Origin of the sequence: Microcoleus sp. ARI1-B5, from assembly GCF_036705795.1 — a bacterium.
Taxonomy (GTDB): Bacteria; Cyanobacteriota; Cyanobacteriia; order Cyanobacteriales; family Microcoleaceae; genus Microcoleus.
The window spans coordinates 69,978-95,721 of record NZ_JAUBVK010000010.1 but is presented as its reverse complement, the minus strand read 5'-3'; the positions used below and the strand labels follow the sequence as shown (position 1 = coordinate 95,721).

Genomic DNA, 25,744 nt, shown 5'->3' with positions numbered 1-25,744 from the left:
CGCACAAAATCAGCCAAGGACAAATCAATGGCGATCGGCAAAAACAATTTTTACATTTCCCCAGAAGAGTACCTAGAAGGCGAACGAGTAAGTCCGATCAAACACGAATACAGACGCGGACACGTTTATGCAATGACTGGGGCCAAAAAGCCTCACATCATTATTTCTAGCAATTTAATCATGTTGTTAGGGACTCATCTTCGGAATTCGCCCTGCTTAGTTCTAACATCAGATATAAAAGTCCGATTAGAAGAGGCAAATTGCTATTACTACCCCGATATAGCAGTTACTTGCGACGAAAGAGAGATAAATTCCACCGAGGATTTCATTGTTCATCCGTCTTTGATTATTGAAGTCTTGTCGCCGTCAACGGCAACTTTTGACAGAGGCGATAAATTTGCAGATTACCAAACAGCATCGAGTTTGCAGGAATACGTACTTATCACTCAATCGGAAATCAAAATTGAATGTTTTCGACTCAATGCTGAGGGAAATTGGGTGTCTCAGATTTACAGACAAGGAGATGAGTTAGAGTTAACGAGTATAGATTTTCGCGGCCCGATTGAACAAATATATCAAAAAGTACCCGGAATTCTATTATAATGTATGAAACAACTTTTTCAACCACGAAATCCTCTGGTTCGTACCTTTGCACAAACCTTAAACCGCTGCTGTCCCGACGCGCTCGACTTGCTAAATCCCGGTGTCGCCGAACCGGAAATCAACTTATTCAAAAATCGTTACCAACAATCGCTTCCCGAAACATTTTATGATTTTTATCGCTGGTGTAACGGTTCGGCTTATGAGAGTTTAGAGAATGACTGGCTGTTGCCTTTTGAACACGGCCGGAGTATTTTACCTTTGGGATCTATTGCCAAGGAGAAAGATTTTTGGGACGCCCAGAGTCAAGTTAATTTTCAAGAATGGCAGCCAGGAGAATATTGGCATGAAGCATGGATTCCGTTTATGAAAGTAGATGATTTGTGGCTGCGGGTTGTGGATACACAGGGCTGTTTCGGCGGTATTCCGGGACAAATTATCAGTTTCGAGTGCAAAAGCGAACCTTTGAGAAGTATTGAATGCGATTCGTTTGATAAGTGGCTGGAAACTGTTATTGCCAAAATTGAGTTAGAATGTTTGTTTAAAGAGTTTCACGAAATCAATTTTGAGGAAGAAAAGGCAATATTTGCGATCGAGAAACGCATCAATCCCAATCGGCGCAGCGTCGAATTAGCACCGCGTTGAGGCACGGGTACGGACACCGCACCGTGCCTTTCGTCGTGTCAACTTAACGTCAAACGTAGTGCCGGTCTTCTGTCTGGCGATTAAGGCCCAGATCCCCCCTAACCCCCCTTCCTAAGGGGAGTAGGGGGTGGGACAAGAAGCGCTCAAAGTAAGTCTTCGATCGGGGGAGTAGGGGGTATGCGAGGGGGATCGGGCCTCGGCGATAAACGAGAGATACAACGGTTTTTAGCTGGTTGTTGACACGACGAAAGGCAATGCCGTTTCCTTACAGATATTCAGGTATAACAACTCACAAAGAAAACAATGATTAAAATTCTTCACCTTTCAGACATTCACATGGGAAGCGGCTTTTCCCACGGCCGCGTCAATCCAGAAACAGGTTTAAATACGCGGCTGGAAGACTTCGCGGCGACGCTGAGCAAATGTATGGACAGAGCAATTTCTGAACCCGTAGATTTAGTCATATTCGGCGGCGATGCTTTCCCGGATTCGACGCCGCCACCGTTTGTCAAAGAGGCTTTTGCGCGCCAATTCAGCCGCTTGGTGGAGGCGCAAATTCCGACGGTTTTGCTAGTAGGAAATCACGACCAACATTCCCAGGGACAGGGCGGCGCGAGTTTGGGAATTTACCGGACTTTGGGAATACCTAAGTTTATTGTAGGCGATCGCCTGGAAACTCACCTCATACACACCCGCAACGGCGCCGTACAGGTGGTTGCGCTGCCTTGGTTGACGCGATCGACCCTAATGACGCGATCGGAGACTGAAAGCCTTTCTGTGGGCGACGTTAACCAATTATTAACCGAAAAACTGACGATCGCCATGGAAGGTGAAATCCGCCGCCTAGATCCAAACATCCCCACCGTACTATTAGCGCACTTAATGGCAGATAAAGCCAGCTTGGGCGCCGAGCGTTTTTTAGCAGTTGGCAAAGGTTTTAACATACCCGTTTCCATGTTAACTCGCCCTTGTTTTGATTACGTAGCCCTCGGCCACGTCCACAAACACCAAAATCTCAACGCCAACAACAATCCGCCAGTAATTTATCCGGGAAGTATCGAACGAGTTGACTTTAGCGAAGAGAAAGAAGACAAAGGTTTTGTGTTAATAAATTTGGAACGGGGGAAAGCAGAGTGGGAATTTTGCACTTTGCCGGTGCGGGTGTTTCAGACGATTAAAGTGAATGTTTCCGAATCGGAAAACCCGCAAGCCGAGTTAGTTAAAGCTATTGGTAAGAAGGAAATCCAAGATGCAGTCGTGAGATTAATTTACCAATTGCGATCGGAACAATTAGATTTAATTGACAACGCAGAATTGCACGCACTTCTAGGCGAAGCCCACAGCTACACAATTCAACCGGAATTAGTCAGCCAGCTAGCAAGGCCGCGGTTGCCGGAATTGAATGCTAACAACAGTATCGAACCGTTAGAAGCCTTGAAAACTTATTTAGCAAGTCGAGAAGATTTGAAAGATATTACTGACAGTATGTTAGAGGCCGCGCGGGATTTGTTGGGAGTAGAAGAGGAACTTTTGGAGGAAGTTTTGGTCGAATTTTAGGTAACACAATATCTAGTAAATCAACCATAATAATTGTAGGGGCCAGTGAGCCAACAATCTGTGATTCACATCCACAATATCTATAAACCCGCCCCGGCAGACTGTAAAGGATTTGTGAAGGCACGGAGTAAGTTTTGGTGTAATTTTAGGTCAACTATCGCGCATCTAATTACAGAATAATTTTGCTGCCAAATCTTGTGGGGTGGGCCCGAAAGCCCGCCCTCAACATACTATTTAACTCCCAAAAACCTCACCCGCCGCCAACCGAGTGCCATTGGCAAAATCCACCCCAGACTGCACCTTTTTCCCCGCCAACTGCACCTCCCGCAATAATAACAAACCATCGCCAGTTTGGACGATCGCGCCCAAGCCCTTCACAACCCTGACAACCTCCCCATTTTTGCCCGACAACTCGGCCAAAACGGGCCATTCCCGTTCCAAAATTCTCAACTCCGGCGGCATTTGCAGCCAATATTCCGGCCCGACGGGCACAGTTGCGATCGCCTTCAAAGAATTACCGCGAAAAGTCGTGGTGCAATCCGGGAAAAAACCCCTAACTTGATTGTGAAGCGCGATCGCACTTTTCGACCAATCCAGCACACAATCAGCACCCTTAATCATCGGCGCGTAAGTCGCCTCAGCATCATCTTGAACAACAGCATTAACTTCCCCATCCCTCAATTTTATCAAAGTTTCCACCAACAAATCCGCCCCAAGTTCCGCCAACCTGTCTCCCAAAGAATCAGCATTATCCAACAGCGTAATCCCCGCAAAAGCCTTCAACAGCATCGCCCCAGTATCCATGCCAGCATCCATCAGCATAGTAGTAATTCCAGTAGCCTTTTCCCCATTAAAAAGACACCGCTGAATCGGCGCAGCACCGCGATACTTCGGCAAAATTGAACCGTGAACATTAACGCAAGCCAAACTAGGAATATCCAGAATTTCTTGAGAAAGAATCTGGCCGTAAGCCACCACCACAAAAACATCAGCCTCCGCTTCCCGCAACTTAGCAATAGTTTCCGCATCCTTCTTAATTCGGCGCGGCTGCCAAACCGGGAGACTGTGATTTAAAGCCACATCTTTTACAGGTGAAGGCATCAATTTATTGCCCCTTCCCCGGCGCTTGTCCGGCTGAGTCACCGCACCCACAACCTCAAATTCTGGGTGACTCAGCAAACTGGACAAAGTAGGAACCGCAAAGTCGGGAGTACCAAAAAAAACAAGTTTCATAGATTTTTAGTTAGTTTTTATAATAATACCAAAACTACGCCATTAACTCATCAACTGCCGCGCTAAATCCTGGCAACACAACCTGAGTTCTCGCCACCTCACCCGGCTTAAATAAAACGGTCTCACCTTGAGTAATTACTAACACCCAACTGCTTTTAGGAAACAGCAGCCAAACTTCCCGACAACCCGAATCCAAATACTCCTGTGCCTTAGCAAAAACATCATCAGCAAAATCGCTAGGCGAAACAATCTCAGCTAGCAGGGGAAAACTCTGCGGCAAAACAGAAAACTCCCCAACTTGCGCCAACAGTTCAGGAGTAATATAAGATACATCCGGTATTCGCCCTTTTTTCAGAGTTTGACAAGTAACTTCCACATAAACCTCGCCCCCTTGGGCGCTTGAGTCCATGTAAATGCCCCAATACCGTACCAATCTAGCTTGAATGCGACGAGTCTTTGCAGTCATTCCCGGTTTCCCTACTACTTCTCCATTGACAAATTCTACAGGATGTTTGACTATCACTTTACCGTCCGCCCACTCCGTCCCGTCAGGAGGATTTTGCATCCATTCTTCCAAAGTTAAATCTAACTGCTCTACACTAAAAGTTGTCATCTGAGTCACCAATTTTACTGGTCATGTCGATTTTATCATATCTGCCAAAACATGAAAAAATCCTTGGAATATGCGGCCGCCAGCCAGTCGCAGCTTATTGGCAGATACCGCACTACCATAAAAATATATTTATAACGAACAAGTCAGCCAATGGCTGTTAACCGAATTACCGCATTCGAGCCCGTGGAAGTGCCTCATTTAGCAAAATATCGATCGCACCTGACAGAAATTCCTTGCTGTCGGATGCGGCCGCAAGATAGACTAGGAGCAGGAGCTTTCACAGTTTTGTTTCAAAATACCACAGAAGGAGAGACAAATCACCTCCCCCCAGACTTCTTAGATTCAGCCCGTTTTACCAACCTCTAACCATCCGCGTCCATCCGCGTACATCTGCGGTTCCCAAAAATCTTCTGCCCTGAATGCAACTAAAAAATGATTTTATCCAAATTTTCCCAAGCAATTAAAAGTCAACTAAAACTAGCAGTCTGCATTTTACTTGCCTTAAATCTGCTAATATTAAGCGGCTGTGAAAACACACGCAAAAACGGCGAACCAATAAAACTAACACTGTGGCACGGCATCAATCCCCCGCCAAATCGCTCCGTATTTCAAACCCTCACGGACAAATTTAACAAAACACATCCCAACATCCAAGTCGAACCAATTTACATCGGCCAGCCCGACCAACAACTGCCAAAAATCCTCACAGCAATAGTAGGGAACGCGCCGCCGGATTTGCTGTGGAACGTTCCCACAATTGCCGGAAAACTAGCAGAACTAAACGCAATTCAACCCTTAGAAAACTGGCTCGACAAATCGCCCCGAAAAGCAGAAATCTATCCGGCACTGTTCGAGTCTATGGAACTCGGCGGACACACTTGGTCAGTTCCCTTAGCCACAAACAACGCCGCCATATTTTACCGTCCCAGTTTATTTAAAGCAGCAGGAATCACAAAAGTGCCGCAGAATTGGGCGCAATTCAAGCAAGCAGCCCGATCGCTCGCGCGAGACACCAACGGAGACGGCCGCCCCGATCGACACGGCATAGTGCTCTCCCTAGGCAAAGGAGAATGGACAGTATTTACCTGGCTGCCATTCATGTTCAGCGCAGGCGGCGAACTCTTGACCGAAACAGCTCAAACTCCCGTACCCCAAATCGACAATCCCGGTTCTCTCGCCGCCTTAGAATTGTGGAGCGACTTGTTAAAAGAAGGTTCAGCAATACTGTCAGCACCCGAGCGCGGTTACGAACTCGACAACTTCATCGCCGGCAAAGTCGCCATGCAAATCACCGGGCCGTGGACTCTAGCACAATTGCAGCAAAGCGCGATCGACTACGCAGTGATGCCTGTACCAGCCCTCAAGCGCCCAGCAGCCGTTGTTGGGGGTGAAAACCTATTTTTAATGAAAACCTCGCCAGAACGCGAAAAAGCAGCCCTAGAATTTTTAGAATACGTTCTTGGCGAAGAATTCCAAACAGCCTGGGCATTGGGCACAGGTTACTTGCCAATTAACTTAAAATCGAGACAGAGCCCAACTTATCAAAGCTTTGTGGAAAAAAACCCTGTTTTGCGAGTATTTTTAGAACAAATGAACTGGGCCCGATCGCGCCCAATTATCTCAGGTTACTCCCGCCTGTCAGAAAACCTCGGCCGCGCCATAGAAGCAACTCTTCTCGGCCGCCACCCCCAAGACGCTCTTAAAGAAGCTCAAGACCGTTTGACATTAACTTTAGATATTGCAGTCAAGTGAGGTACAGATTGGGAATTGGCAAAACAGGGAATTGGCAAAACAGGGAATTGGCAAAACAGGGAATTGGGAATTGGTAATTGGCAAAACAGGGAATTGGGAATTGGCAAAACAGGGAATTGGGAATTGGCAAAACAGGGAATTGGGAATTAGCTAAGACAACTGGCGATCGCTTCACTTGGTTGACAATAGTTATAGAGTGTGTGCGTCCAGAACTGATGGTGCAAAATGTTAGGATGAATCGAGTAGCGATCGCCCGACACGAAAAGACGCCCGCTGTCGCTCGGTAATAAATCTTTAACAAAAACCAAAATTAACAGACCGAATGCTTAGCCATCACAGATATATTGGCACAAAAGGGATGCTCCCAAAATTTATAGGCGATCGCGATCGGGCAGCCAAAAAAACCGCTCCCGATCGCGCGCAGTGTAAAAGTTAGCTCAACAGGTTCTCCCCCTACCTACCACCCATGACTTACGATCGCCTAATAGAAAGATTTTTCCTACCCCGTGCCCGTCCCGTGCTACCTACTGATACTCCAACCAGCATCCACCTTTTCCCCAAACGACAATGCAGACAAAGTTCCTTAACGCAATCAAAGGACATTCCTGGCGGTACTTCCTCGCAGTAGGCGCGATCGCCCTGATTTACTATGCGGCGTCGCAATTCGCAATTGCCACCCTTACCCTGAGTTCAGAAATCTACCCCATGTGGCCAGCAGCAGGAATTGCCCAAGTCGCCCTGCTGCTGTTTGGGCGGCAACTGTGGCCGGGAATCGCGATCGGAGGCTTCCTGTTCAGCATCAGCGCACCGTCGGCAAACATCGCCGCGGCATTGATCTCGGCCGGCGCGAGAACCCTGCAAGCGTGGACGGGAACTTATATGCTGCAGAGGATTAACTTTAGCCCCGCGCTCGATCGGCTCAAAGACGTTTTAGGAATAGTCGGACTAGCAGCCTTAGCATCTACCTCGATCAACTCCACCATCGGCAGCATCGTCGTGTGCCTGAGCGGTTTATCTAGCTGGAGCAATTTTGGCACGATTTGGGGGACTTGGTGGGTGGGAGACGCGATGGGAATTTTGCTCGTCGCCCCGCTGCTGCTGACGTGGCGCAAATTGCCAAACGCCAGAACCAAAAAAGGGCAGATTGCCGAACGAGCGATTTGGCTGCTGCTGCTGCTAGCAATCGGCTGGCTCGTCTTCTGCTCCCGCACCCGCGCCGCCTACGCCCGCTATCCCCTCGAATACTTACCATTTCCCCTAGTAGTTTGGGCGGCCTTTCGATTCGGCCAGCGCTACACGGCCCTGTCCAACTTCATCCTCTGCGGCTTCGCCATCTGGGGCATAGCCAGAGGCAGCGGCCCCTTTCTCAAGCACGCCAGCAGCATCCCCCAAGCACTGTTATCCCTGCAAGCCTTCATCGCCGTCATCGCCGTCACCGGCTTAGTCTTAGCCGCCACCGTCTCCGAACGCCACCAAGCAGAAGCCTCCCTGCGCGCCAGCGAAGCCAGCCTCGCCAACGCCCAGCGCATCGCCCAGCTAGGCAACTGGGACTTAGACCGCAACACCCAGCAATTGCGGTGGTCAGAGGAAATTTATCGCATCCTGGGAGAGCGGCCCGGAACTTTTGAACCCAGCCTCGAAGCCTTCTTGGAATACGTGCACCCCGAAGACAGAGAATTAGTCAAAAGCTCGATCGAAGCCGCTTTATTTCAGCAACAGCCTTACAGCATCGACTACAGGCTCGTACTCCGCGACGCCAGCAACCGCACAGTCTGCGAACAAGCCGCCATCAACTCCCTCTACATCACCAGCACCGTCCAAGACATCACAGACAGAAAGCGGGCCGAAGCCGCCCTGCGTTCTTCAGAAGAAAGATTTTCCAAGGCTTTTCACGCCTCCCCAGTTGGCATCGGCATCTGTACCCTCACAGACGCACGCTTCCTCGATGCCAATGAAAGCTTTTTGCGCTCCTTAGGCTGGTCGCGACACGAATTTATCGGCCGCACCCCCACCGACTTAGGAATGTGGGTCAATTCCGAAGACGGGCCGCGCCTCGCCCAGATTTTGCAAACACAAAATTCGATCGGCAACCAAGAAATCAAAATTCGCACCAAAAGCGGCGAAGTGCGCGACTGGCTGCTGTCAGGGGAACTCATCGACCTCGGCAGCACTCAATGCGTTTTAATCATGACCAGCGACATCACCGAACGCTTGCGTTCCGAAGAATTCCGGCGCGCCGCATTAGCCGCCGAAGCTGCAAATCGATCGAAAAGCATTTTTCTCGCCAACATGAGCCACGAACTCAGAACCCCTCTCAACGCCATCATCGGCTACAGCGAGCTCCTGCAAGAAGACGCCCGAGACCTCGGTGCCGAAGAGTTCATCGACGACCTCCAGAAAATTAACACGGCCGGCCAGCACTTGCTAGCGCTGATTAAAGATATTCTCGACTTCTCTAAAATAGAAGCAGGGCGCATCGACTTGCACGTCGAAACCTTCACCATATTAAATCTGGTTGAGCAAGTAGTCGCCACGATCGCGCCTGCAGACAAAAATAGCAATATCTTAGAAATACAATGCCCTGAGGATATTGGCTCGATGCAGAGCGACTTAACTAAACTCCGCCAATCCCTGCTCAACCTCCTCAGCAACGCCTCGAAGTTTACTTGCTCGGGCGCGATTACTTTCGCCGTTGCCCGCTGCGCCGAAACCCCCGCCGAGACTGCCGCCAGACGCAAAAAACTTGGCTCCTATATAGCAGGTGCCCCTGCTGAAAATAGCTCGTCTTCCTTGTCTTCCTCTCAAGATTGGATCGTTTTTACAGTCAAAGATACCGGCATTGGCATGAGCTCAGAACAGTTAGCCAGAATCTTCGATCCTTTCACGCAAGCCGATTCCTCAACTACTAAGAAGTACGGCGGCACTGGTTTGGGGCTGACAATTACTAAGAAATTCTGCGAAATGATGGGCGGAGACATTACCGCATTCAGCGAGTTGGAAAAAGGCTCTACTTTTACAATTCGGCTGCCAGCTATTCTGAGCGAAACTTCCTTCTTCATCGAAAACTCTCCGCCCTAATAATTTTTGCTCTTGGTCGGCCGCCAATTTTATTAGCTTCCGCCCTTGGCTGATTCTTTTGCTACTAGGTATGGTAATTTTGAACCTAAGTTATCATATCGTATGCGAGGGACGGAGAGTTTTCACTTGATAAGATGATACCATTTTTGAGTGGTGGCAGACATTTAGAGCATGGGTTTGTTGAGCGCCCAAAAATTTTGATAATAAATATAATTAGCGCAGTTGGAAATTTTTCGGATAACAGAGACGATCGATCGGATTATCGATAAAACCTGTGATAGAGTTGGATTCCGTACCTTTCCACTCACTGTCTAGCTGCGTATAAATACTATTAATTAACAAGATATACTGTAGAAAGTTGCCTACAAAGCGCCAGAAATTATGCATCCCCACCTCCAGCGCCAACTCGAACAGCTCGGTTTAGCCGGCGAGTCCCCCCCGAACACTGCTGAGCAGTGGCAGCTATTCTTAGAGCAGGTAAGTTGTAGCTATGACTGCACTCCGAGTCAGCCATCACCGCTGGCGCTACAGGATTTGGCATCCTCGCCCCAGTCGCCCCAAGACTCCAGGGCTGATTCATTCTCTAGTAGGGGCAATCCCCCCGCGATCGCCCCGATATCTGAAATTACCGACAAATTGTCGGTGGGGGGGCTAGGCACGGGGGTACTACCCCTACAAAACCCTCGTTTTTCCGAGAATGAATCAGCCCTCCCTCATGACTCTCCAACAGCTTCAGAGTTCGATCGGCTGCGGGCGACTGTCAACAATTTGGGCGCGGGATTGTGTATCCTTGACGGCAACGGGTTGGCGCTGGAGGTGAATCCAGAAGCCGAGCGCTTGCTGGGGTGGCGAGAGTCGGAACTTGCAGGCGTTTCGCTGCTCTCTCGCATCGCTCGGAAGCAAAAGCAAGGCAAGAAATCCCAAGTTTTGACGGCTCCCAAACAGGCAGCAAGCAAGAGTCTTGATGGGGCGATCGCACCTACACTATCTTTACAGCAGGCGATCGCCGACCGTCAACCTTGCAGCAATTGGGACGGCGAGTTTCTATGTCGCGACGGCAACATTTTACCAGTTTCCTATTTTTTCAATCCCGCAGTTGAGGGCGGCGAAATATCAGTCTTGGTGTTTTTTGACAGTAGAGAACACCAGCGATCGCTCTCGATGCTGCAAGCAGTTCTAGAATCTACAGATGCGGGAATTCTCGCGGTTGACAGCAACGGCAATGTATGCCATTACAATCAGAGATTTGTCGAGATGTGGGGTTGGTCTCAAGCAGCAGGAAAGTTGAGCCGCTCGACCCTTCGCGAGGTAAAAAAAACCCTCCCAAAAACCATCGCAACAGCATTCCCCTTCGCCCGGGAACAATTAAAAGACCCCCAAGGATTTCTCCAAAACGCGATCGAAGTGTCGGCAGATCCAGATACTCAAATCAGCGAACTATTAGAATTTAAAGACGGAAAAATTATCGAATTAAATTCATGGCCATCAAAAGTCGGAGCGAACACAGTCGGCCGAATATGGAGCTTTCGAGACGTTACCGACAGCCAAAAAGTAGCACGATCTTTGCAGGAGCGAGCAGAATTAGATCAATTGATTGCCAGTTTGTCAACCCATTTCATCAGCCAGCCCGGATCGGAAATAGACAAAGGCATCGATCGAACTCTCGAAGCAATCGCCACATTCAGCGGCTTCGAGCGCAGTTACATCTACCTGTTATCTTTCGACAAAACTAGCGCCCACAAAACCTACGAGTGGTGCGCCGACAGCGTTCCGGCCCAAATCAAAGACAGTGCCGAAAAACAAATAGACATCGCACAAATCCCTTGGATTGCAGAAAAGCTCGATCGCGCCGAATGCCTGCACATCAGAGACATCCGCGAACTCCCGCCCGGAGCAATAGCCGAAATAGCCCGGTTGACAGGCAAAAAATCAGCAGAATTCCTGACAAACTCCCCATCCGAAACAGCAACCGCCCCAACACGCGCGATCGCACATTCGGGCAAAACCAAATTAAACAAACCTCAAAAAAATCTGCGGTCGCTGATAATTATTCCCCTAATTTACAGTAAAAACCTAGTAGGATTTCTCGGATGCGACAGTTGCAAACCCGCAGCCGGTCGATCGACCGAAATATCCACTCCTCTAAAAATGGTAGGAGAAATGCTCGCCCATGCCCTAAAACGCCAAGAAGCAGAATTCGCCCTCAGACAAGCCGAAACCAAATACCGCAGCATCTTTGAAAACGCAGCAGAAGGCATTTTCCAGACAACCCCGACCGGGCGCTACCTCAGCGCCAACCCCGCACTAGCCGGGATTTACGGCTACGAAACAGTCAGCCAAATGCTCGCCGAACTCCCAATCAACCGCCAACTTTACGTAGACCCCAACCGGCGCGCCGAATTTGTGGCGCAATTGGACGATCGCCGCCAAGTGTCAAAATTTGAATCTCAAATATACCGCCGAGACGGCAGCACGATCTGGATTTCCGAAAACGCCCGCAGCATCTGCGACGAAAACGGCAGCGTTTTGTACTACGAAGGCACAGTCACCGACATCACCCATCGCAAACAGGCAGAATCCGCCATGCAGTCGGCCCTAGAAGCAGCAGAATCCGCCAACCGGGCAAAAAGCACATTTCTCGCCAACATGAGCCACGAACTGCGCACGCCCCTCAATGCCATCATCGGCTACAGCGAAATGCTCCAAGAAGAAGCCGAAGAATCCGGCGATGAAACATTTGTCGCAGACCTCGAAAAAATCCGCGGCGCAGGTAAACACCTGTTATCGATGATCGATGACATCCTAGATATCTCTAAAATTGAAGCAGGTCGCATGGATCTCTACTTAGAAAACTTCGACATTCATGCCTTGATTGAAAGCGCTGTCGCGACGGCGAGGCCGCTGGTGGAAAAAAACGGCAACACGGTAGAAGTCTACTGTCCAGACAATCTCGACACCATGCACGCCGATATGACCAAAGTCCGGCAAGTGCTGCTGAACCTACTCAGCAACGCTGCCAAGTTCACCAAAAACGGGAAAATTGCGATCGGAGTTGAAAGAATTACCAACGAACAATTAAGAATGAAAAATCAAGAGGAATCTGCCCAAATTTTAATTTCCAACTCCGAATTTTTAAGTTTTCGCGTCACCGACACCGGCATCGGCATGACACAAGAGCAATTGCAGCGAGTTTTCCAACCTTTTACCCAAGCTGACGCCTCAACTACCAAGCAGTACGGCGGCACCGGTTTGGGACTAGCTATCAGCCAGCGCTTCTGTCAGATGATGGGCGGCAGCATTGAGGCAAGCAGCACGTTGGGCGCAGGCACTACTTTCACCGTACTCTTGCCCAGCGCCATCAAACAGCCACAAATCCCCAACAAAGTCGGCGACAGCACTAGGACTGCGGACGCACCTGCTGTCGGCACTGTGCTGGTAGTTGACGATGACCCCATCTCCCAGGATTTGATCGAGCGCGCCCTCGCTCGCCAAGGACTGCACATAGAAGTCGCAGGCAGTGGCGAGGAAGCCCTCAGGCTCGCGAAGCAACTGCGGCCAGACGCCATTACCCTCGACGTGATTATGCCCGGAATGGACGGCTGGGCGGTGCTTTCCGCCCTCAAGGCAGATCCTGACCTTGCCGAAATTCCCGTAATCCTGCTATCCTTTGTTGGCAACAAAAGCCTCGGCTTTGCATTGGGCGCTTCGGACTACCTCACCAAACCAGTGGACGGCAAACGGCTGGTTGCTTTGTTGAACAAGTACCGACGCGACCAAGAAGGCATTGCGGCTCACAGTTTGCCCTGTCAGATATTAGTTGTGGAAGATGACGATGCCACCCGCAAAATACTGCGGCGGATATTAGAAAAACAAGGCTGGGCTGTGGCGGAAGCTGACAGCGGACGCACTGCTCTCGAACAGCTAGAAGTTGCTCGCCCGCAATTGATTTTGCTGGATTTGATGCTGCCAGAAATGGATGGTTTTGAGTTGATCGCCGAACTTCGCAAGTCGCATTCTGAAGATCCTATACCGATCGTCGTAATTACCGCCAAAGACCTGACTCCCGCAGAAAGTCAGCAACTCAACGGCTATGTCGATCGCGTGTTACAAAAGGGAGTCTACAGTTGCGATACTTTGCTGCGCGATGTTCGCTCTATAGTAAATGACAGGCTCGATCGCAGGTACGACTCGAAAGGCAAGGAGAACACCAATGGCTAAAATCCTGTTGGTCGAAGATAACGAAATGAATAGGGATATGCTTTCGAGGCGTCTGGCCCGCAAGGGACACGAGGTCTTTATTGCTGTGGACGGTGCTGAGGGAGTGTCGATGGCCCTCGACAAAGTACCGGATTTAATTCTGATGGATATGAGTCTGCCAGTGCTCGACGGGTGGCAAGCCACGCAGCAAATTAAGGCTGCTCCTGAAACTAAAACGATTCCGGTGATTGCGCTGACAGCTCACGCAATGGCGGGCGATCGTGAAAAGTGTCTGGCGGCCGGCTGCGACGACTACGACACCAAACCGGTCGAGTTTCCCCGACTTTTGGGTAAGATTGAAACGCTTCTCAAAGAGGCCATGACATGAAAGCTGACGAGGGCAGCGTGCTGGTTGTTGATGACAATGAGGTGAACCGCGATTTGCTGGCCCGCCGACTTCAGCGTCAAGGCCACGCGGTGACTGTTGCTGAAGATGGTGTCCAAGCTCTGGCACTGATGCGGAGCGAGCCTTTTGATTTGGTTCTCCTGGACATCATGATGCCGCAAATGAACGGCTATCAGGTGCTGGAAAATCTCAAGGCGGACGAGAAGTTGCGCCACATCCCGGTGATTATGATTTCGGCGGTGGACGATATTGACAGTATTGTCCGCTGTATTGAGTTGGGGGCGGAGGATTATCTTTCTAAACCTTTCAATCCGGTTTTGCTCAAGGCTCGGATTAGTGCTTGTCTGGAAAAAAAGCGGCTGCGGGATAAGGAGCAGACGTATTTACGAGAGTTGGCTCGCGAAAAGGAAAAGTCAGAGCGTTTGCTGCTGAATATTTTACCAGGCCCGATCGCGCAGCGCCTCAAAGAAGGGGAAATTACGATCGCCGACAGTTTCGCTGAAGTGACAGTGATGTTTGCCGATTTGGTCGGTTTTACTAAGCTGTCGGCTCATTTGTCGCCGGCCCAGTTGGTGGAGTTGCTCAACGAGATTTTTTCAGCTTTTGACGAGTTGGCCGATCGCTACGGACTTGAGAAAATTAAGACGATCGGCGATGCTTATATGGTGGTTGGCGGTTTGCCGAAGCCCAGCGACAAGCACGCCGAAAGCATTGCAGACATGGCGATCGACATTCTAGCAGCAATGGCCAAGATCCGCACCAAGGGAGGTCAGCCGCTCAGCATCCGCATCGGCATCCACACCGGCCCGGTGGAAGCCGGGGTAATCGGTACTAAAAAATTCACTTACGATTTGTGGGGAGACACGGTAAATACAGCTTCCCGGATGGAATCTCAAGGCGTCCCCGGCGGCATTCAGGTGACAGTTGCTACCTACGAGCGCCTGCGGGACAAGTACGTTTTTGAGGAGCGCGGCGTGATTTCGGTGAAAGGCAAAGGCGATATGATGACTTATCTGCTTGTGGCCAGAAAAGGCTAATGAGTCCTGCCGTCCTTAGTCCTTAGTCATTAGTCCTCAGTCATTAGTTAGGAGTTATATCAAATCATGTTACATCATGTCCGGTCGATTACCATAACAAAAACAGTTCGCGCGTGCGGACTGAAGGGGGCACGCGCGATCGAATCTAATTGCGGTCAATGGATCGGACAGGATATTACATCCGAATCAGCATTTAGTGCGATCGTCCCGCCCGGCTCCGTGTCGATCGCGATCGGGACTATAGTATAATTCCGTAGTTACAGGATTTGATCTGACTAATGACCGCTAAAAAATCACTAATGACTAATGACTAATGACCAATTACTAATGACCAATGACTAAATTACCCAATTACTAAATTGACAGATGAACGTAAATTCTAATCTTTTAATGTACGCCCAATGGGCGGGAATTCTAACAGCAGCTTTGTTTGTTTTAACAATCATAGCATTTATTTTAAAATGGGGTTTTCGCTTCCGATTGGTAGGAGTGACCAGCTTTATGGGGGTAATTGCTGCGAGTATATTCGGTCTGGGTTTGGGACTGTTTTCACGCACGGAAATTCCCGGCGCAGTGCGCTATTCTTTAGTTTACGATACTGGCGGCGCTCAAACTGTAGTTACGGTGCCGCCTTCGATCGCCGAATCCGAGCTAGAAGCAACGATGCGGCAAGCGGCTGCGGATTTGTACTCTCCAGGGCGCTCAGGACGCGGAACAGACTACATGACAATCCGCGTTCGTACAATTGTACATCCCGAACCGGGCTTGTCGCAGCCGCTGTTTTTGGGCGAGGTGAGGCGATCGCTCGCGACTCGTGATGATGACAAAATGGCGATCGAAATCTTCCCCGAAAAAGTCGCAACCCTCAAAAAATACCAAGCCTAAAAGTAGTTATTGTTGGGTGCGAAATACGCACCCAGCCTTTGTCATTGCTAGTTCTTAGCGAAGCAATCACAGGGCATTACGATTGCTTCGCGAGGACGCTCGCAATGACAAAATATACTCCAATTGCATTGATTCGATCGCTATTCTTAAAATTATCTGCGTTTATCCGTGTTCATCTGCCTTAAATCTGCGCTCGCTCCTATAAAAACCCAAAAATACTAAAAAAAATTATGACTCAAAATACAGAACAACTACTAACAGACCTCTACAATGCCTTCGACCCATTTTATCCTTTACCAGCAGGCGACCCCCAATATGTTGACTGTCGGGAAGTGCGAGGAGACGACAATATTACCGTAGACTTGGGTCGCAAAATTAAGCTTTCCCAACAGATGACTTGTCAGTTGTACGCCGGACATCGCGGTGCGGGGAAATCAACTGAATTGCTGCGGTTAGAGCAATATTTGAAAGAACAAGGTTATTTTGTCGTTTATTTCGCCGCTGACGTGGAAGATATCAATCCCGAAGATACAGAATATACAGATATTTTGCTAGCTTGCACCAGACACTTATTAGAAGCAATTAAAGATGCTGACTCAAAACCTTTGCGTGATTGGATGGAAAACCGCTGGAACGATTTAAAAGATTTAGCACTGACAGAATTATCTTTTAAAGACTTGAGCTTAGAAATGCAAATTCATCAGTTTGCCAAGCTGACAGCGAATCTGAGAACTGAACCGAGTCTGCGCCAAAAGATCAGAGAAAAAGTTAATCCCCACACACCAACGCTGATTGATGCACTCAATGAGTTTATTCGCAATGCTAAAAAAAAGTTGCCCGCCAAATATTTAAAACTAGCCGTGATTGCCGATAATTTAGACCGAATTGTACCGTTTTCTACAGATGCAGGGGGACGCAGCAATCTTGATGAGATTTTTGTAGACCGCAGCGAACAACTTAAAGCTTTAGATTGTCATATCGTTTACACCGTACCGATTTCAATGGTGCATTCCCACCGCGCTGCTGATTTAAGAGACAATTATAATAATGCTCCCCAAGTGATGCCGATGATTATGGTATGTGAACCCAGCGGTGAAGTACACAGACCGGGACTTGATAAAATGAAAGAGTTGATTAAGAAGCGGGTGCAAAAGCTCGATCCGAATCTATCTTTAGAAACAGAATTGTTTGACACAAAAGAAACCCTAGAACGGCTGTGTTTGATGAGCGGGGGTCACGTCAGGAATTTGATGTTGATGATGCAAGAAGCTATAACTCGGACGCAGGATTTACCAATTACTGCAAAAGCCGCGCAAAGAGCCATCACAAGAGCGCGGGATGTCTACCGCAGAACTCCGGGAAAAGATGAATGGCAAATATTAGCAGATGTATCTATTTCTCATGAGATAGATAATGAAGAAAAGTACCGCAATTTGTTATTTAACCGCTGTATTTTGGAATACCGATACTATGACGATGAAGGGGAAACGCGACCATGGTACGATGTTCACCCGCTAATTAAAGGTCTTGATGAATTTAAGGAAGCAGTCGCTAGCCATGAAACCACAAACAATTGATTGGGACGAAGATTTACCCCCAGCAGAACCAGAGGAAGAATATCAAGCTCTGGTACGCACTCTCAAGCGGACAGATGGCTTTAGCTTGTTGTTTGTGGAGTGTTCGCCGGCCGATGGAGAACGCTGGATTGCTAGAGTTAAAACAGATATTCCGCAGCAAAAGATTGAGGTTTTGCGGTTGGATAAGTCGGTTTATGACTTTTATAATCTAATTGCAGAGTTACCCTATCGCGATCTCATCAATGTTCTATTTGTCAATGGTTTAGAATATTCACTTTATGAATACGAACAAGAGAAAAGGGCGGGAGGCTGGGAAAGTAAGGATATTTACTCTTACAGTTGGCGGGGTGTACCGCCTGTTTTAATTAATTTAAACCAGCAGCGAGAACGATTTCGAGATAATTTTAAAATCTGTTTTGTTTTTATGTTGCCTAAGTTTGCTATTGATTATTTTATTCAGCGGGCACCAGATTTTTTTGATTGGCGATCGAGTTTATTTAAGTTGTCGATGGATGGAGAACTCCTGCAAGCAGAATCAATCAAAGCTTGTTCGGAAAGAGGGAAATCCGAAGATTATTTATCTTTAACTCCCGAAGCACGAAAACGGGAATTGGTAAAAATTAAAACTTTAATTGATGAAGACGGACAAACACGAGAAGAAAAGGCTAAATTGTTTGGTGAACAAGCTTTATTGTATCTCTGTGCTGAACAATATGCAAAGGCGATCTCTTCCTTCGACAAAGCCTTAGAATTCAAGCCAGACAAACACGAAGGTTGGAACTATCTGGGTAATGGACTGCTTAATTTAGGCAGACTAGAAGAAGCGATATTTTCCTACGAAAAAGCCTTACAAATCAAACCAGATGACCACCAAGCCTGGTACAATCGGGGCATTGCATTGCGTGAATTAGGTAACTTAGAAGAAGCGAGATCCTCCTTCGATAAATCTTTAGAAATCGAACCAGATTTACACGAAGCCTGGTACAATCTGGGCTATGTAATGTATGATTTAGGTAAATTAGAAGAAGCGATAGCCTCTTACGACAAAGCCTTAGAATTAAAGCCAGATGACCACAAAGCCTGGTTTAATCGAGGCTATGCACTAGGTAAATTAGGATTCTTAGAGGAATCGATCGCCTCCTACGACAAAGCCTTAGAATTCAAACCAGATGACCACAAAGCCTGGTATAATAGGGGCAATGAACTGGTTAATTTAGGTAGACTAGAAGCAGCAATCGTCTCCTATGATAAAGCCTTACAATCCAAACGAGATGACGACAATGCCTGGAACAATCGGGGCAATGCACTGGGTAAGTTAGGCAGATGGGAAGAATCGATCGCCTCCTACGACAAAGCCTTAGAATTCAAACCAGATGACGACAACGCATTTTATAATAAAGCTGTCTGCTATGCACTACAAGGTCAGGTTGACTCATCTCTTCAAAATTTGCAGCAAGCTATGAAGCTGAACCCTGACAGATACCGAGAAATGATAAAAACAGAGTCTATTTTTGACAGCGTGCGATCGCACTCTCAGTTTCAAGCCTTGATTCAAGGATAGGGATTTGCCGCCCAAGCGGGGCGGGTTTACGAAATTGTCGGTGTTGAGGCAATTATTGTTTGTAAAACCAATCCCTACAGCATCACAAACACTCTCGGATGGGATAATTAATAGCGAGGTAATAGATGACTCAACTAAATGTAACTGTAATTAATGACATACCTGAAGCGACACGAAGCACTAGAAGCTGCCCTCATTAACCAAGCAAAACTAGAAGAATATCAATAGCTAAAAGCTGCGATCGCAAATCCAGCCTTTGCTTCTCTCAGAGACAAGCGCGGAAGATATCTACACTTTAGCTGATGGCTTGCCATTCCACGACTCAGAATCGATTAAAACAGCGATCGAGCCTAATTTTGGTTCGATTCTAGACCCGTAAGCCGACATTTATACCATTGCTGACGGTAAACCATTCCATGACCGAGGGTGAGGATTGTCACACCGCAGGTCGATCGCCCTTTCCTCTCTTCTACGCAATTCCCGAAAAATTTTAGTAAAAATCCCTACATCGAAATCAACACAGAAGACAAAATTACTTAGAATTCAACGACAAAAAATTGAAAAAGTTCTCCAGTTTAGGTAAAATTGTCAGCAATAACAAAATTAAGGTACAATCGCCAGCATTAGATGGCAGATGGCGAAAAACATCGCATACAAAAGAAAAGACAACAAATTTACATAAAATGAGGTGAAAACCCTTGCAAAAATTAGCTAGCAGAGAAAAGCAGCTCGACTCGGGAGAAAAATCCATACCAGTCAACCTCCAAAACGCTCAGACGCTGTACGATCGCGGTAACGCCCTAGAAGCAATGGGACGCTTGTCAGCAGCGATCGAATCTTGGTCAGCGGCGATCGAACTCGAACCGAAATTTCACGAAGCCTGGTACAACAAAGGCGTAGCCCTCAGAAAATTGGGACAGCTACCAGAAGCGCTCTGGGCCTACAACAAATCATTAAAAATTCAACCCAAAAATCCAGAAGCGTGGTACAATCGCGCCAACGTTTTGCGGAAGCTCAACAGACTCTCAGAAGCGATCGCCTCCTACGAACAGGCGCTCGAACTCAAGTCGGACTATCACGAAGCTTGGACGAACCGCGGCAACACCCTCGTCAACTTGGAAAAATTCTCAGAAGCGATCGACTCCTACGACAAAGCCATAGCCATCAAAGCAGATTACTGCGAAGCTTGGTACAACAAAGCATTTGCCCTGAAAAACTCCGGCCAAAACACAGCCGCGATCGCCTCCTACGATAAGGCACTAGAACTAAGACCAGACTTGCATCAAGCCTGGTACAACCGCGGCGCAGCCCTAGCCGATGAAAAACTATACCCGGAAGCAGTGGCATCCTACGACAAAACCCTGGAACTGCGGCCGCATTCCCCCGAAGTCTGGAACAAACGCGGCACGGCGATCGCCCAAATGGGACAATTTTCCGAGGCGATCGCATCCTGGGACAAAGCCCTGGAACTCAAGCCCGACGACAGCGAAACCTGGTACAACCGCGGCTTAGCTTTCGCCAACTTACAACGCTTTGAAGAAGCAGTCGCCTCTTGGGACAAAACCATAGAGTTGCAGCCCGAAAACATCGAAGCCTGGTACAACCGCGCCGTCGCCCTCAAAAAAATCCAACGATTTACCGAAGCCATCGCATCCTACGATAAAATCATCGCCATCACACCCGACGATCCACATCTTTACTATCAAAAAGCTTGCATTTACGCCCTAGAAAAAGCAGCAAACGATCGCACAAACAGCCCCGAAGCTGTAGCAACCAGCACCCGCAACGCGATCGAAAACTTATCCAAGGCGATCGAACTCAATCCTAAGAAATACCGGAAATTGTGCCAGAATGACTCTAAATTGCGTACAATACGGGAAGAAGTGCGGTTTTTAGCTTGATTTCAGGGTAGCAATGATTGATGGATACCAATGCCGCACTGCAATTTTTGTAGGCAAAACAGCACCACAAACCCCAATCATGCAAACCCTAGACAAAACTCAAGCAAAATTCGCTCAACTCGCAGCGCACCTCAGGGAAGTTACCGACATCGAATCAGCCTCGTCACTGCTGCATTGGGATCAGGCGACTTATATGCCCGCCAAAGGTGGAAGTGCCAGAGGCCGCCAGTTGGCCACACTCAAACAAATATCCCACGAAAAATTTACCGATCCCAAAATTGGCGAACTCCTAGAAGACTTGCGTTTCTACGAACAAACCCTCCCCCACGATTCCACCGCAGCTAGCTTGATCCGCATCGCCCGCAGAGATTACGATCGCGCAGCCAGAGTCCCCGCAGCCTTCATGTCCGCACTCTGCCGCCACCAAGCCGACTGCTACGAAGTTTGGGCAACAGCCAAAGCAGCCGACAACTTCGCAGCCGTCGAGCCTTATCTGGAAAAAACCCTAGAATTAAGCAGGCAGTACGCCGACTTTTTCCCCGGATACGAACACATCGCCGATCCTTTGATCGATCGCAGCGACTACGGCATGAAAGTATCCCTGCTGCGCCCGCTGTTCGCCCAACTGCGTCAAGAATTAGTGCCGATAGTCGAAGCCATCACCTCACAACCTCCCGCCGACGACTCCTGCTTGCACCAAAACTTCCCAGAAGCTCAACAGCTAGAATTCACCCGCACAGTCGTAGAACGCATGGGGTACGACTTCCAGCGGGGACGGCAAGACACCACCCTCCACCCCTTCATGACCAACTTCTCCATAGACGACGTGCGCATCACCACCCGCGTCTACGAAGATCACCTCGATCAAGCCCTCTTCAGCAGCATCCACGAAGCCGGACACGCCCTCTACGAACTCGGCAATTCCCCGGAATTGGAAGGCACGCTTCTGGCTGGCGGCATTTCCTCGGGCGTGCACGAAAGCCAGTCGCGGCTTTGGGAAAATTTAGTCGGGCGCAGCCGCGGTTTTTGGCAGTGTTTTTACCCGCAACTGCAAAACCTATTTTGGCAGCAGTTGGGGGACGTATCCCCAGAGGAATTTTACCGCGCCATTAACAAAGTCTCGCGATCGCTCGTCCGCACCGACGCTGACGAAGTAACCTACAACCTCCACGTCGCCATCCGCTTTGACCTAGAATTGGCAATGGTAGAGGGAAAACTCGCAGTGCGCGATCTCCCCGAAGCCTGGAACGAACGCTATAAAACTGACCTCGGCGTTGTCCCCGCCACCGACAGCGCAGGCGCTATGCAAGACGTTCACTGGTATGTCGGGACGATCGGCGGAATGTTCCAAGGTTACACCCTCGGCAACTTGATGAGCGCTCAATTCTACGAAACCGCACTCAAAAACCATCCCTCCATTCCCGCACAAATAGAACAGGGAAACTTTACCGTACTCCACGACTGGCTCAAACAAAACATCTACCAGCACGGCCGCAAATACACCGCCGTCGAATTGATCGATCGCGTTACCGGTTCACCTTTAACTATCGATCCGTTTGTTCGCTACATCCGCCACAAATACGGGGAATTTTATGTCATTTGAGGGATAGCAATTTCCGATTGCAGACTTTAAAATTACATTACAAAAAGTAGGAGCCTCAAAAAAAAGGGCGATACTCAGATAGTATCGCCCTTTTTCACGCTAGAAAATCAAAAATCTCAAATAAGGGAGTATCTATGTCTGAACTCTTTGAGGCTGTTATTGCCAGCGACGAAAAAACCGACTTGCGGCAGTTTGCCAGCGATTTGCGGGTTTTGGGAAACAAATATTTACTGCGAAACGACATAGTTAGCGCTTTTGCCGCCTACTGTACCAAATACGAAAAACCCGAACAGTTCCATCAATCCTCTCATTTGAGCAAACTGATTTACTACGTTCAGGAAATTATGGTCGAAGAAGGCAGCCTTTGCGTCCTGCTGCGACCAAAAATTGCTACAATGGAAATAGTGCGAGTTGGAGACGACTTGACGCTGGAGCCGATGACAGTCCAAGAATTGCTCGACGTGCGCGATCGCTTCGTCAACCACTTTCACCCCCAAGAAGGCGACATCCTCGAACTAGATTTCGGCCCGTTTTACGACTATTCCCCCTCCATACGCGACCCAAAAAACATCGGCAAAGGAGTACAATTCCTCAACCGATACCTGTCCAGCAAACTGTTTCAAGACCCCCAACAGTGGCAGGAAACTCTATTTAATTTCTTGCGCATTCACCGCTATAACGGCGCACAGTTACTAATTAACGATCGCATAAAATCCCAAGAACAACTTTCAGAACAAGTCAAAAAAGCCCTCACCTTTGTCAGCGAACTTTCAGAAGATGAAGCCTACGAAAGATTTCGATTTGTCCTGCAAATGATGGGTTTGGACGCAGGTTGGGGAAATACCGCAGCCCGCGTTCAAGAAACTCTAGGAATTCTCGACGAATTAATCGATTCCCCCGATCCGCAAACCCTAGAAGCATTTATTTCTCGCATCCCGATGATTTTCAAAATCGTCCTAGTTTCTCCTCACGGCTGGTTCGGCCAAGAAGGAGTTTTAGGGCGACCGGATACGGGAGGTCAGGTAGTTTATGTCCTCGATCAAGCGAAGAATTTAGAGAAACAACTGCAAGAAGACATTCATCTTGCCGGTCTCGATAGTTTAGGTGTCAAACCTAAAGTAATTATTCTCAGCAGGTTAATTCCTAACAGCGACGGTACGCGGTGCAACCAACGTTTGGAAAAAGTTCACGGCACCGAAAATGCTTGGATTTTGCGGGTTCCCTTCCGCGAGTTCAATCCCAAATTGACTCAAAATTGGATTTCGCGGTTCGAGATTTGGCCTTATTTGGAAACTTACGCGATCGATGCCGAAAAAGAACTGCTGGCTGAGTTTCAGGGCAAGCCGGATTTAATTATTGGCAACTATTCCGACGGCAATTTGGTAGCATTTTTGCTGTCTAGAAAACTCAAAGTTACTCAGTGCAATATTGCCCACGCGCTGGAAAAATCTAAATATTTGTTCAGCAATCTATACTGGCAAGAATCAGAGGAAAAATACCATTTTGCGCTGCAATTTACTGCGGATATAATTGCCATGAATGCAGCTAATTGTATTGTCAGCAGCACCTATCAAGAGATTGTGGGCAAACCCGATAGTGTCGGGCAGTACGAATCTTACAATTGTTTTACTATGCCGGATTTGTACCACGTCGTCAACGGCATTGAACTGTTCAGCCCTAAATTCAACGTCGTGCCGCCGGGAGTCAACGAAAGCGTGTATTTTCCCTATACGCGCAGCGAAGACAGGGTGCAGGGCGATCGCGATCGGCTCAACGAACTGCTGTTTACCCTAGAAGACCCCGAACAAGTCTTCGGAACACTCGACGACCCGCAAAAGCGCCCTTTATTTTCCATGGCCAGGCTCGATCGCATTAAAAACATGACTGGCTTAGCAGAATTGTTTGGAAAAAGCAAGGAATTGCAAGAAAAATGCAACTTAATTCTAGTAGCCGGCAAGCTCAGAGTCGAAGAAACCGAAGACTACGAAGAAGCCGAAGAAATTAAAAAGCTCTACGCAATTATCGAGCAATACAACCTGCACGGTAAAATTCGCTGGCTGGGAGTGCGGCTTTCCAAAAGCCTGTCCGGCGAAATCTACCGGGTAATCGCCGACGGTCAAGGTATATTTGTTCAGCCAGCCTTATTTGAAGCTTTCGGCTTGACAATTCTCGAAGCAATGATTACCGGCATTCCGACTTTCGGGACGCAGTTTGGCGGCCCGCTGGAAATCATTCAAGATGGGGTAAATGGGTTTTATATCAACCCCACAAACCACGAGGAAACCGCCCAAAAACTTCTCGATTTTTTATCGAAATGCGAACACAATCCCAACTATTGGTATGAAATTTCAACGCGAGGAATTGACCGAGTTTACAGCACGTACACCTGGAAAATTCACACTACCAAGCTGCTGACGCTCGCCCGGACTTACGGTTTCTGGAACTACTCATCCAAAGAAAACCGCGAAGATATGCTCCGCTATATAGAAGCGCTGTTTTATCTGATTTACAAGCCGAGAGCCAAGGCTTTATTGGCAGAACACGCGCAGCGATAAGTGGCGAGTTTTGGTTTGTAGGGGCCGGTTCAGAGAAAAAACTTGGCCTCGGAGCGATCGACTAGGTACGTTGTTGCGATGAAAGCGCTCTTATTATAGATAAGAGCGCTTTCATCGCAACAACGTACCTTTATTTAAGGTGGATGCTAAGAAACCCGGTTTATACAAAAATATCGGGTTTGGTAACGAAACATCTCCGCTGAAACCGGGTTTAGTCGGAATAGTGCGAAGCGGCCCCTACTTCCAACTGGCAACTGCTGACGGAGGCTGTCCCCATTACCAACTTCTAGAGGCCTGGGCAGATATAGCAACCGCCCTGACGGTTAAGACGTTCTTAATGGCCCAAACATCAGCGGTGGATGGCTTTTTCCCTCGGACTTCTGTCTTTTATCTGTTACATCCGTTACTTGCATCTGCTGCCGAACTTCCTTTCTCTCGTTCGCGTCTTCGCGGTTAGTAAAAAAATCATATTCAAAACATCCGTTAAATCCGTTACAGAATCCGCTGCCGAACTTCCTTCTTACTTCTTCTTTATTTCTCAGAA

Annotated in this window: 20 protein-coding genes; 18 read left to right on the top strand and 2 right to left on the bottom strand. The window is 48.3% G+C overall.

Going from position 1 to position 25,744, the window contains the following annotated elements; genetic code table 11:
* The first annotated feature begins 27 nt into the window (after nt 1-27).
* The 3 genes from QUB63_RS16930 (at nt 28) to QUB63_RS16920 (ending at nt 2,802) form a co-directional block, all read left to right on the top strand.
* The gene (locus tag QUB63_RS16930; protein ID WP_332946425.1) at nt 28-603 is read left to right on the top strand and encodes a Uma2 family endonuclease; all 576 of its coding nucleotides are present in this window, start codon (nt 28-30) and stop codon (nt 601-603) included.
* A gap of 3 nt (nt 604-606) precedes the next feature.
* A complete protein-coding gene (locus tag QUB63_RS16925) occupies nt 607-1,245 on the top strand; it encodes an SMI1/KNR4 family protein (RefSeq protein WP_332946424.1) in 639 nt (212 codons plus the stop codon).
* A 303-nt stretch (nt 1,246-1,548) separates the two neighbouring features.
* Nucleotides 1,549-2,802, top strand: coding sequence for an exonuclease SbcCD subunit D (locus QUB63_RS16920; RefSeq protein WP_332946423.1), 1,254 nt, complete (start codon nt 1,549-1,551; stop codon nt 2,800-2,802).
* 234 nt (nt 2,803-3,036) lie between these two features.
* Here QUB63_RS16920 and fmt read toward each other — a convergent pair whose 3' ends face one another.
* On the bottom strand, nt 3,037-4,035 hold the full coding sequence (gene fmt, locus QUB63_RS16915; RefSeq protein ID WP_332946422.1) for a methionyl-tRNA formyltransferase: 999 nt from the start codon (nt 4,033-4,035) through the stop codon (nt 3,037-3,039).
* A 34-nt stretch (nt 4,036-4,069) separates the two neighbouring features.
* The gene (locus QUB63_RS16910) at nt 4,070-4,648 is read right to left on the bottom strand and encodes a Uma2 family endonuclease (RefSeq protein ID WP_332946421.1); all 579 of its coding nucleotides are present in this window, start codon (nt 4,646-4,648) and stop codon (nt 4,070-4,072) included.
* A 150-nt stretch (nt 4,649-4,798) separates the two neighbouring features.
* Here QUB63_RS16910 and QUB63_RS16905 point away from each other — a divergent pair, with 150 nt between their 5' ends.
* From QUB63_RS16905 to QUB63_RS16835, 15 genes are all read left to right on the top strand, one after another.
* Nucleotides 4,799-5,014, top strand: a complete 216-nt coding sequence (locus tag QUB63_RS16905) for a hypothetical protein (RefSeq protein ID WP_332946419.1) — start codon at nt 4,799-4,801, stop codon at nt 5,012-5,014.
* A gap of 66 nt (nt 5,015-5,080) precedes the next feature.
* The gene (locus QUB63_RS16900) at nt 5,081-6,400 is read left to right on the top strand and encodes an ABC transporter substrate-binding protein (RefSeq protein WP_332946418.1); all 1,320 of its coding nucleotides are present in this window, start codon (nt 5,081-5,083) and stop codon (nt 6,398-6,400) included.
* A 77-nt stretch (nt 6,401-6,477) separates the two neighbouring features.
* Nucleotides 6,478-6,687, top strand: coding sequence for a hypothetical protein (locus tag QUB63_RS16895; RefSeq protein WP_332946417.1), 210 nt, complete (start codon nt 6,478-6,480; stop codon nt 6,685-6,687).
* 280 nt (nt 6,688-6,967) lie between these two features.
* Nucleotides 6,968-9,478: an MASE1 domain-containing protein gene (locus QUB63_RS16890; RefSeq protein WP_332946416.1), complete on the top strand. Its 2,511-nt coding sequence runs from the start codon at nt 6,968-6,970 to the stop codon at nt 9,476-9,478.
* Nucleotides 9,479-9,859: 381 nt separating this feature from the next.
* A complete protein-coding gene (locus tag QUB63_RS16885) occupies nt 9,860-13,696 on the top strand; it encodes a response regulator (RefSeq protein WP_332946415.1) in 3,837 nt (1,278 codons plus the stop codon).
* Nucleotides 13,689-14,063: a response regulator gene (locus QUB63_RS16880; RefSeq protein WP_332946413.1), complete on the top strand. Its 375-nt coding sequence runs from the start codon at nt 13,689-13,691 to the stop codon at nt 14,061-14,063. The genes QUB63_RS16885 and QUB63_RS16880 overlap by 8 nt, the downstream gene beginning before the upstream one ends.
* On the top strand, nt 14,060-15,118 hold the full coding sequence (locus QUB63_RS16875) for an adenylate/guanylate cyclase domain-containing protein (protein WP_332946412.1): 1,059 nt from the start codon (nt 14,060-14,062) through the stop codon (nt 15,116-15,118). Before QUB63_RS16880 ends, QUB63_RS16875 begins: the two co-directional genes overlap by 4 nt.
* A gap of 366 nt (nt 15,119-15,484) precedes the next feature.
* Nucleotides 15,485-16,003, top strand: coding sequence for a Ycf51 family protein (locus QUB63_RS16870; RefSeq protein WP_332946411.1), 519 nt, complete (start codon nt 15,485-15,487; stop codon nt 16,001-16,003).
* A 230-nt stretch (nt 16,004-16,233) separates the two neighbouring features.
* Entirely contained in the window at nt 16,234-17,580 is a 1,347-nt protein-coding gene (locus tag QUB63_RS16865) for an ATP-binding protein (RefSeq protein WP_332946410.1), read from the top strand.
* The gene (locus QUB63_RS16860) at nt 17,561-19,141 is read left to right on the top strand and encodes a tetratricopeptide repeat protein (protein ID WP_332946409.1); all 1,581 of its coding nucleotides are present in this window, start codon (nt 17,561-17,563) and stop codon (nt 19,139-19,141) included. The genes QUB63_RS16865 and QUB63_RS16860 overlap by 20 nt, the downstream gene beginning before the upstream one ends.
* A gap of 256 nt (nt 19,142-19,397) precedes the next feature.
* A complete protein-coding gene (locus QUB63_RS16855) occupies nt 19,398-19,520 on the top strand; it encodes a hypothetical protein (RefSeq protein ID WP_332946408.1) in 123 nt (40 codons plus the stop codon).
* A gap of 319 nt (nt 19,521-19,839) precedes the next feature.
* Nucleotides 19,840-21,042 carry a tetratricopeptide repeat protein gene (locus QUB63_RS16850; protein WP_332946407.1) on the top strand — a complete coding sequence of 401 codons (1,203 nt, stop codon included), beginning with the start codon at nt 19,840-19,842 and terminating at the stop codon, nt 21,040-21,042.
* 79 nt (nt 21,043-21,121) lie between these two features.
* Nucleotides 21,122-22,645: a carboxypeptidase M32 gene (locus tag QUB63_RS16845; RefSeq protein WP_332946528.1), complete on the top strand. Its 1,524-nt coding sequence runs from the start codon at nt 21,122-21,124 to the stop codon at nt 22,643-22,645.
* Nucleotides 22,646-22,779: 134 nt separating this feature from the next.
* Nucleotides 22,780-25,200, top strand: a complete 2,421-nt coding sequence (locus QUB63_RS16840; RefSeq protein WP_332946406.1) for a sucrose synthase — start codon at nt 22,780-22,782, stop codon at nt 25,198-25,200.
* A gap of 139 nt (nt 25,201-25,339) precedes the next feature.
* Nucleotides 25,340-25,657, top strand: a complete 318-nt coding sequence (locus tag QUB63_RS16835; RefSeq protein WP_332946405.1) for a hypothetical protein — start codon at nt 25,340-25,342, stop codon at nt 25,655-25,657.
* Nucleotides 25,658-25,744 lie beyond the last annotated feature (87 nt).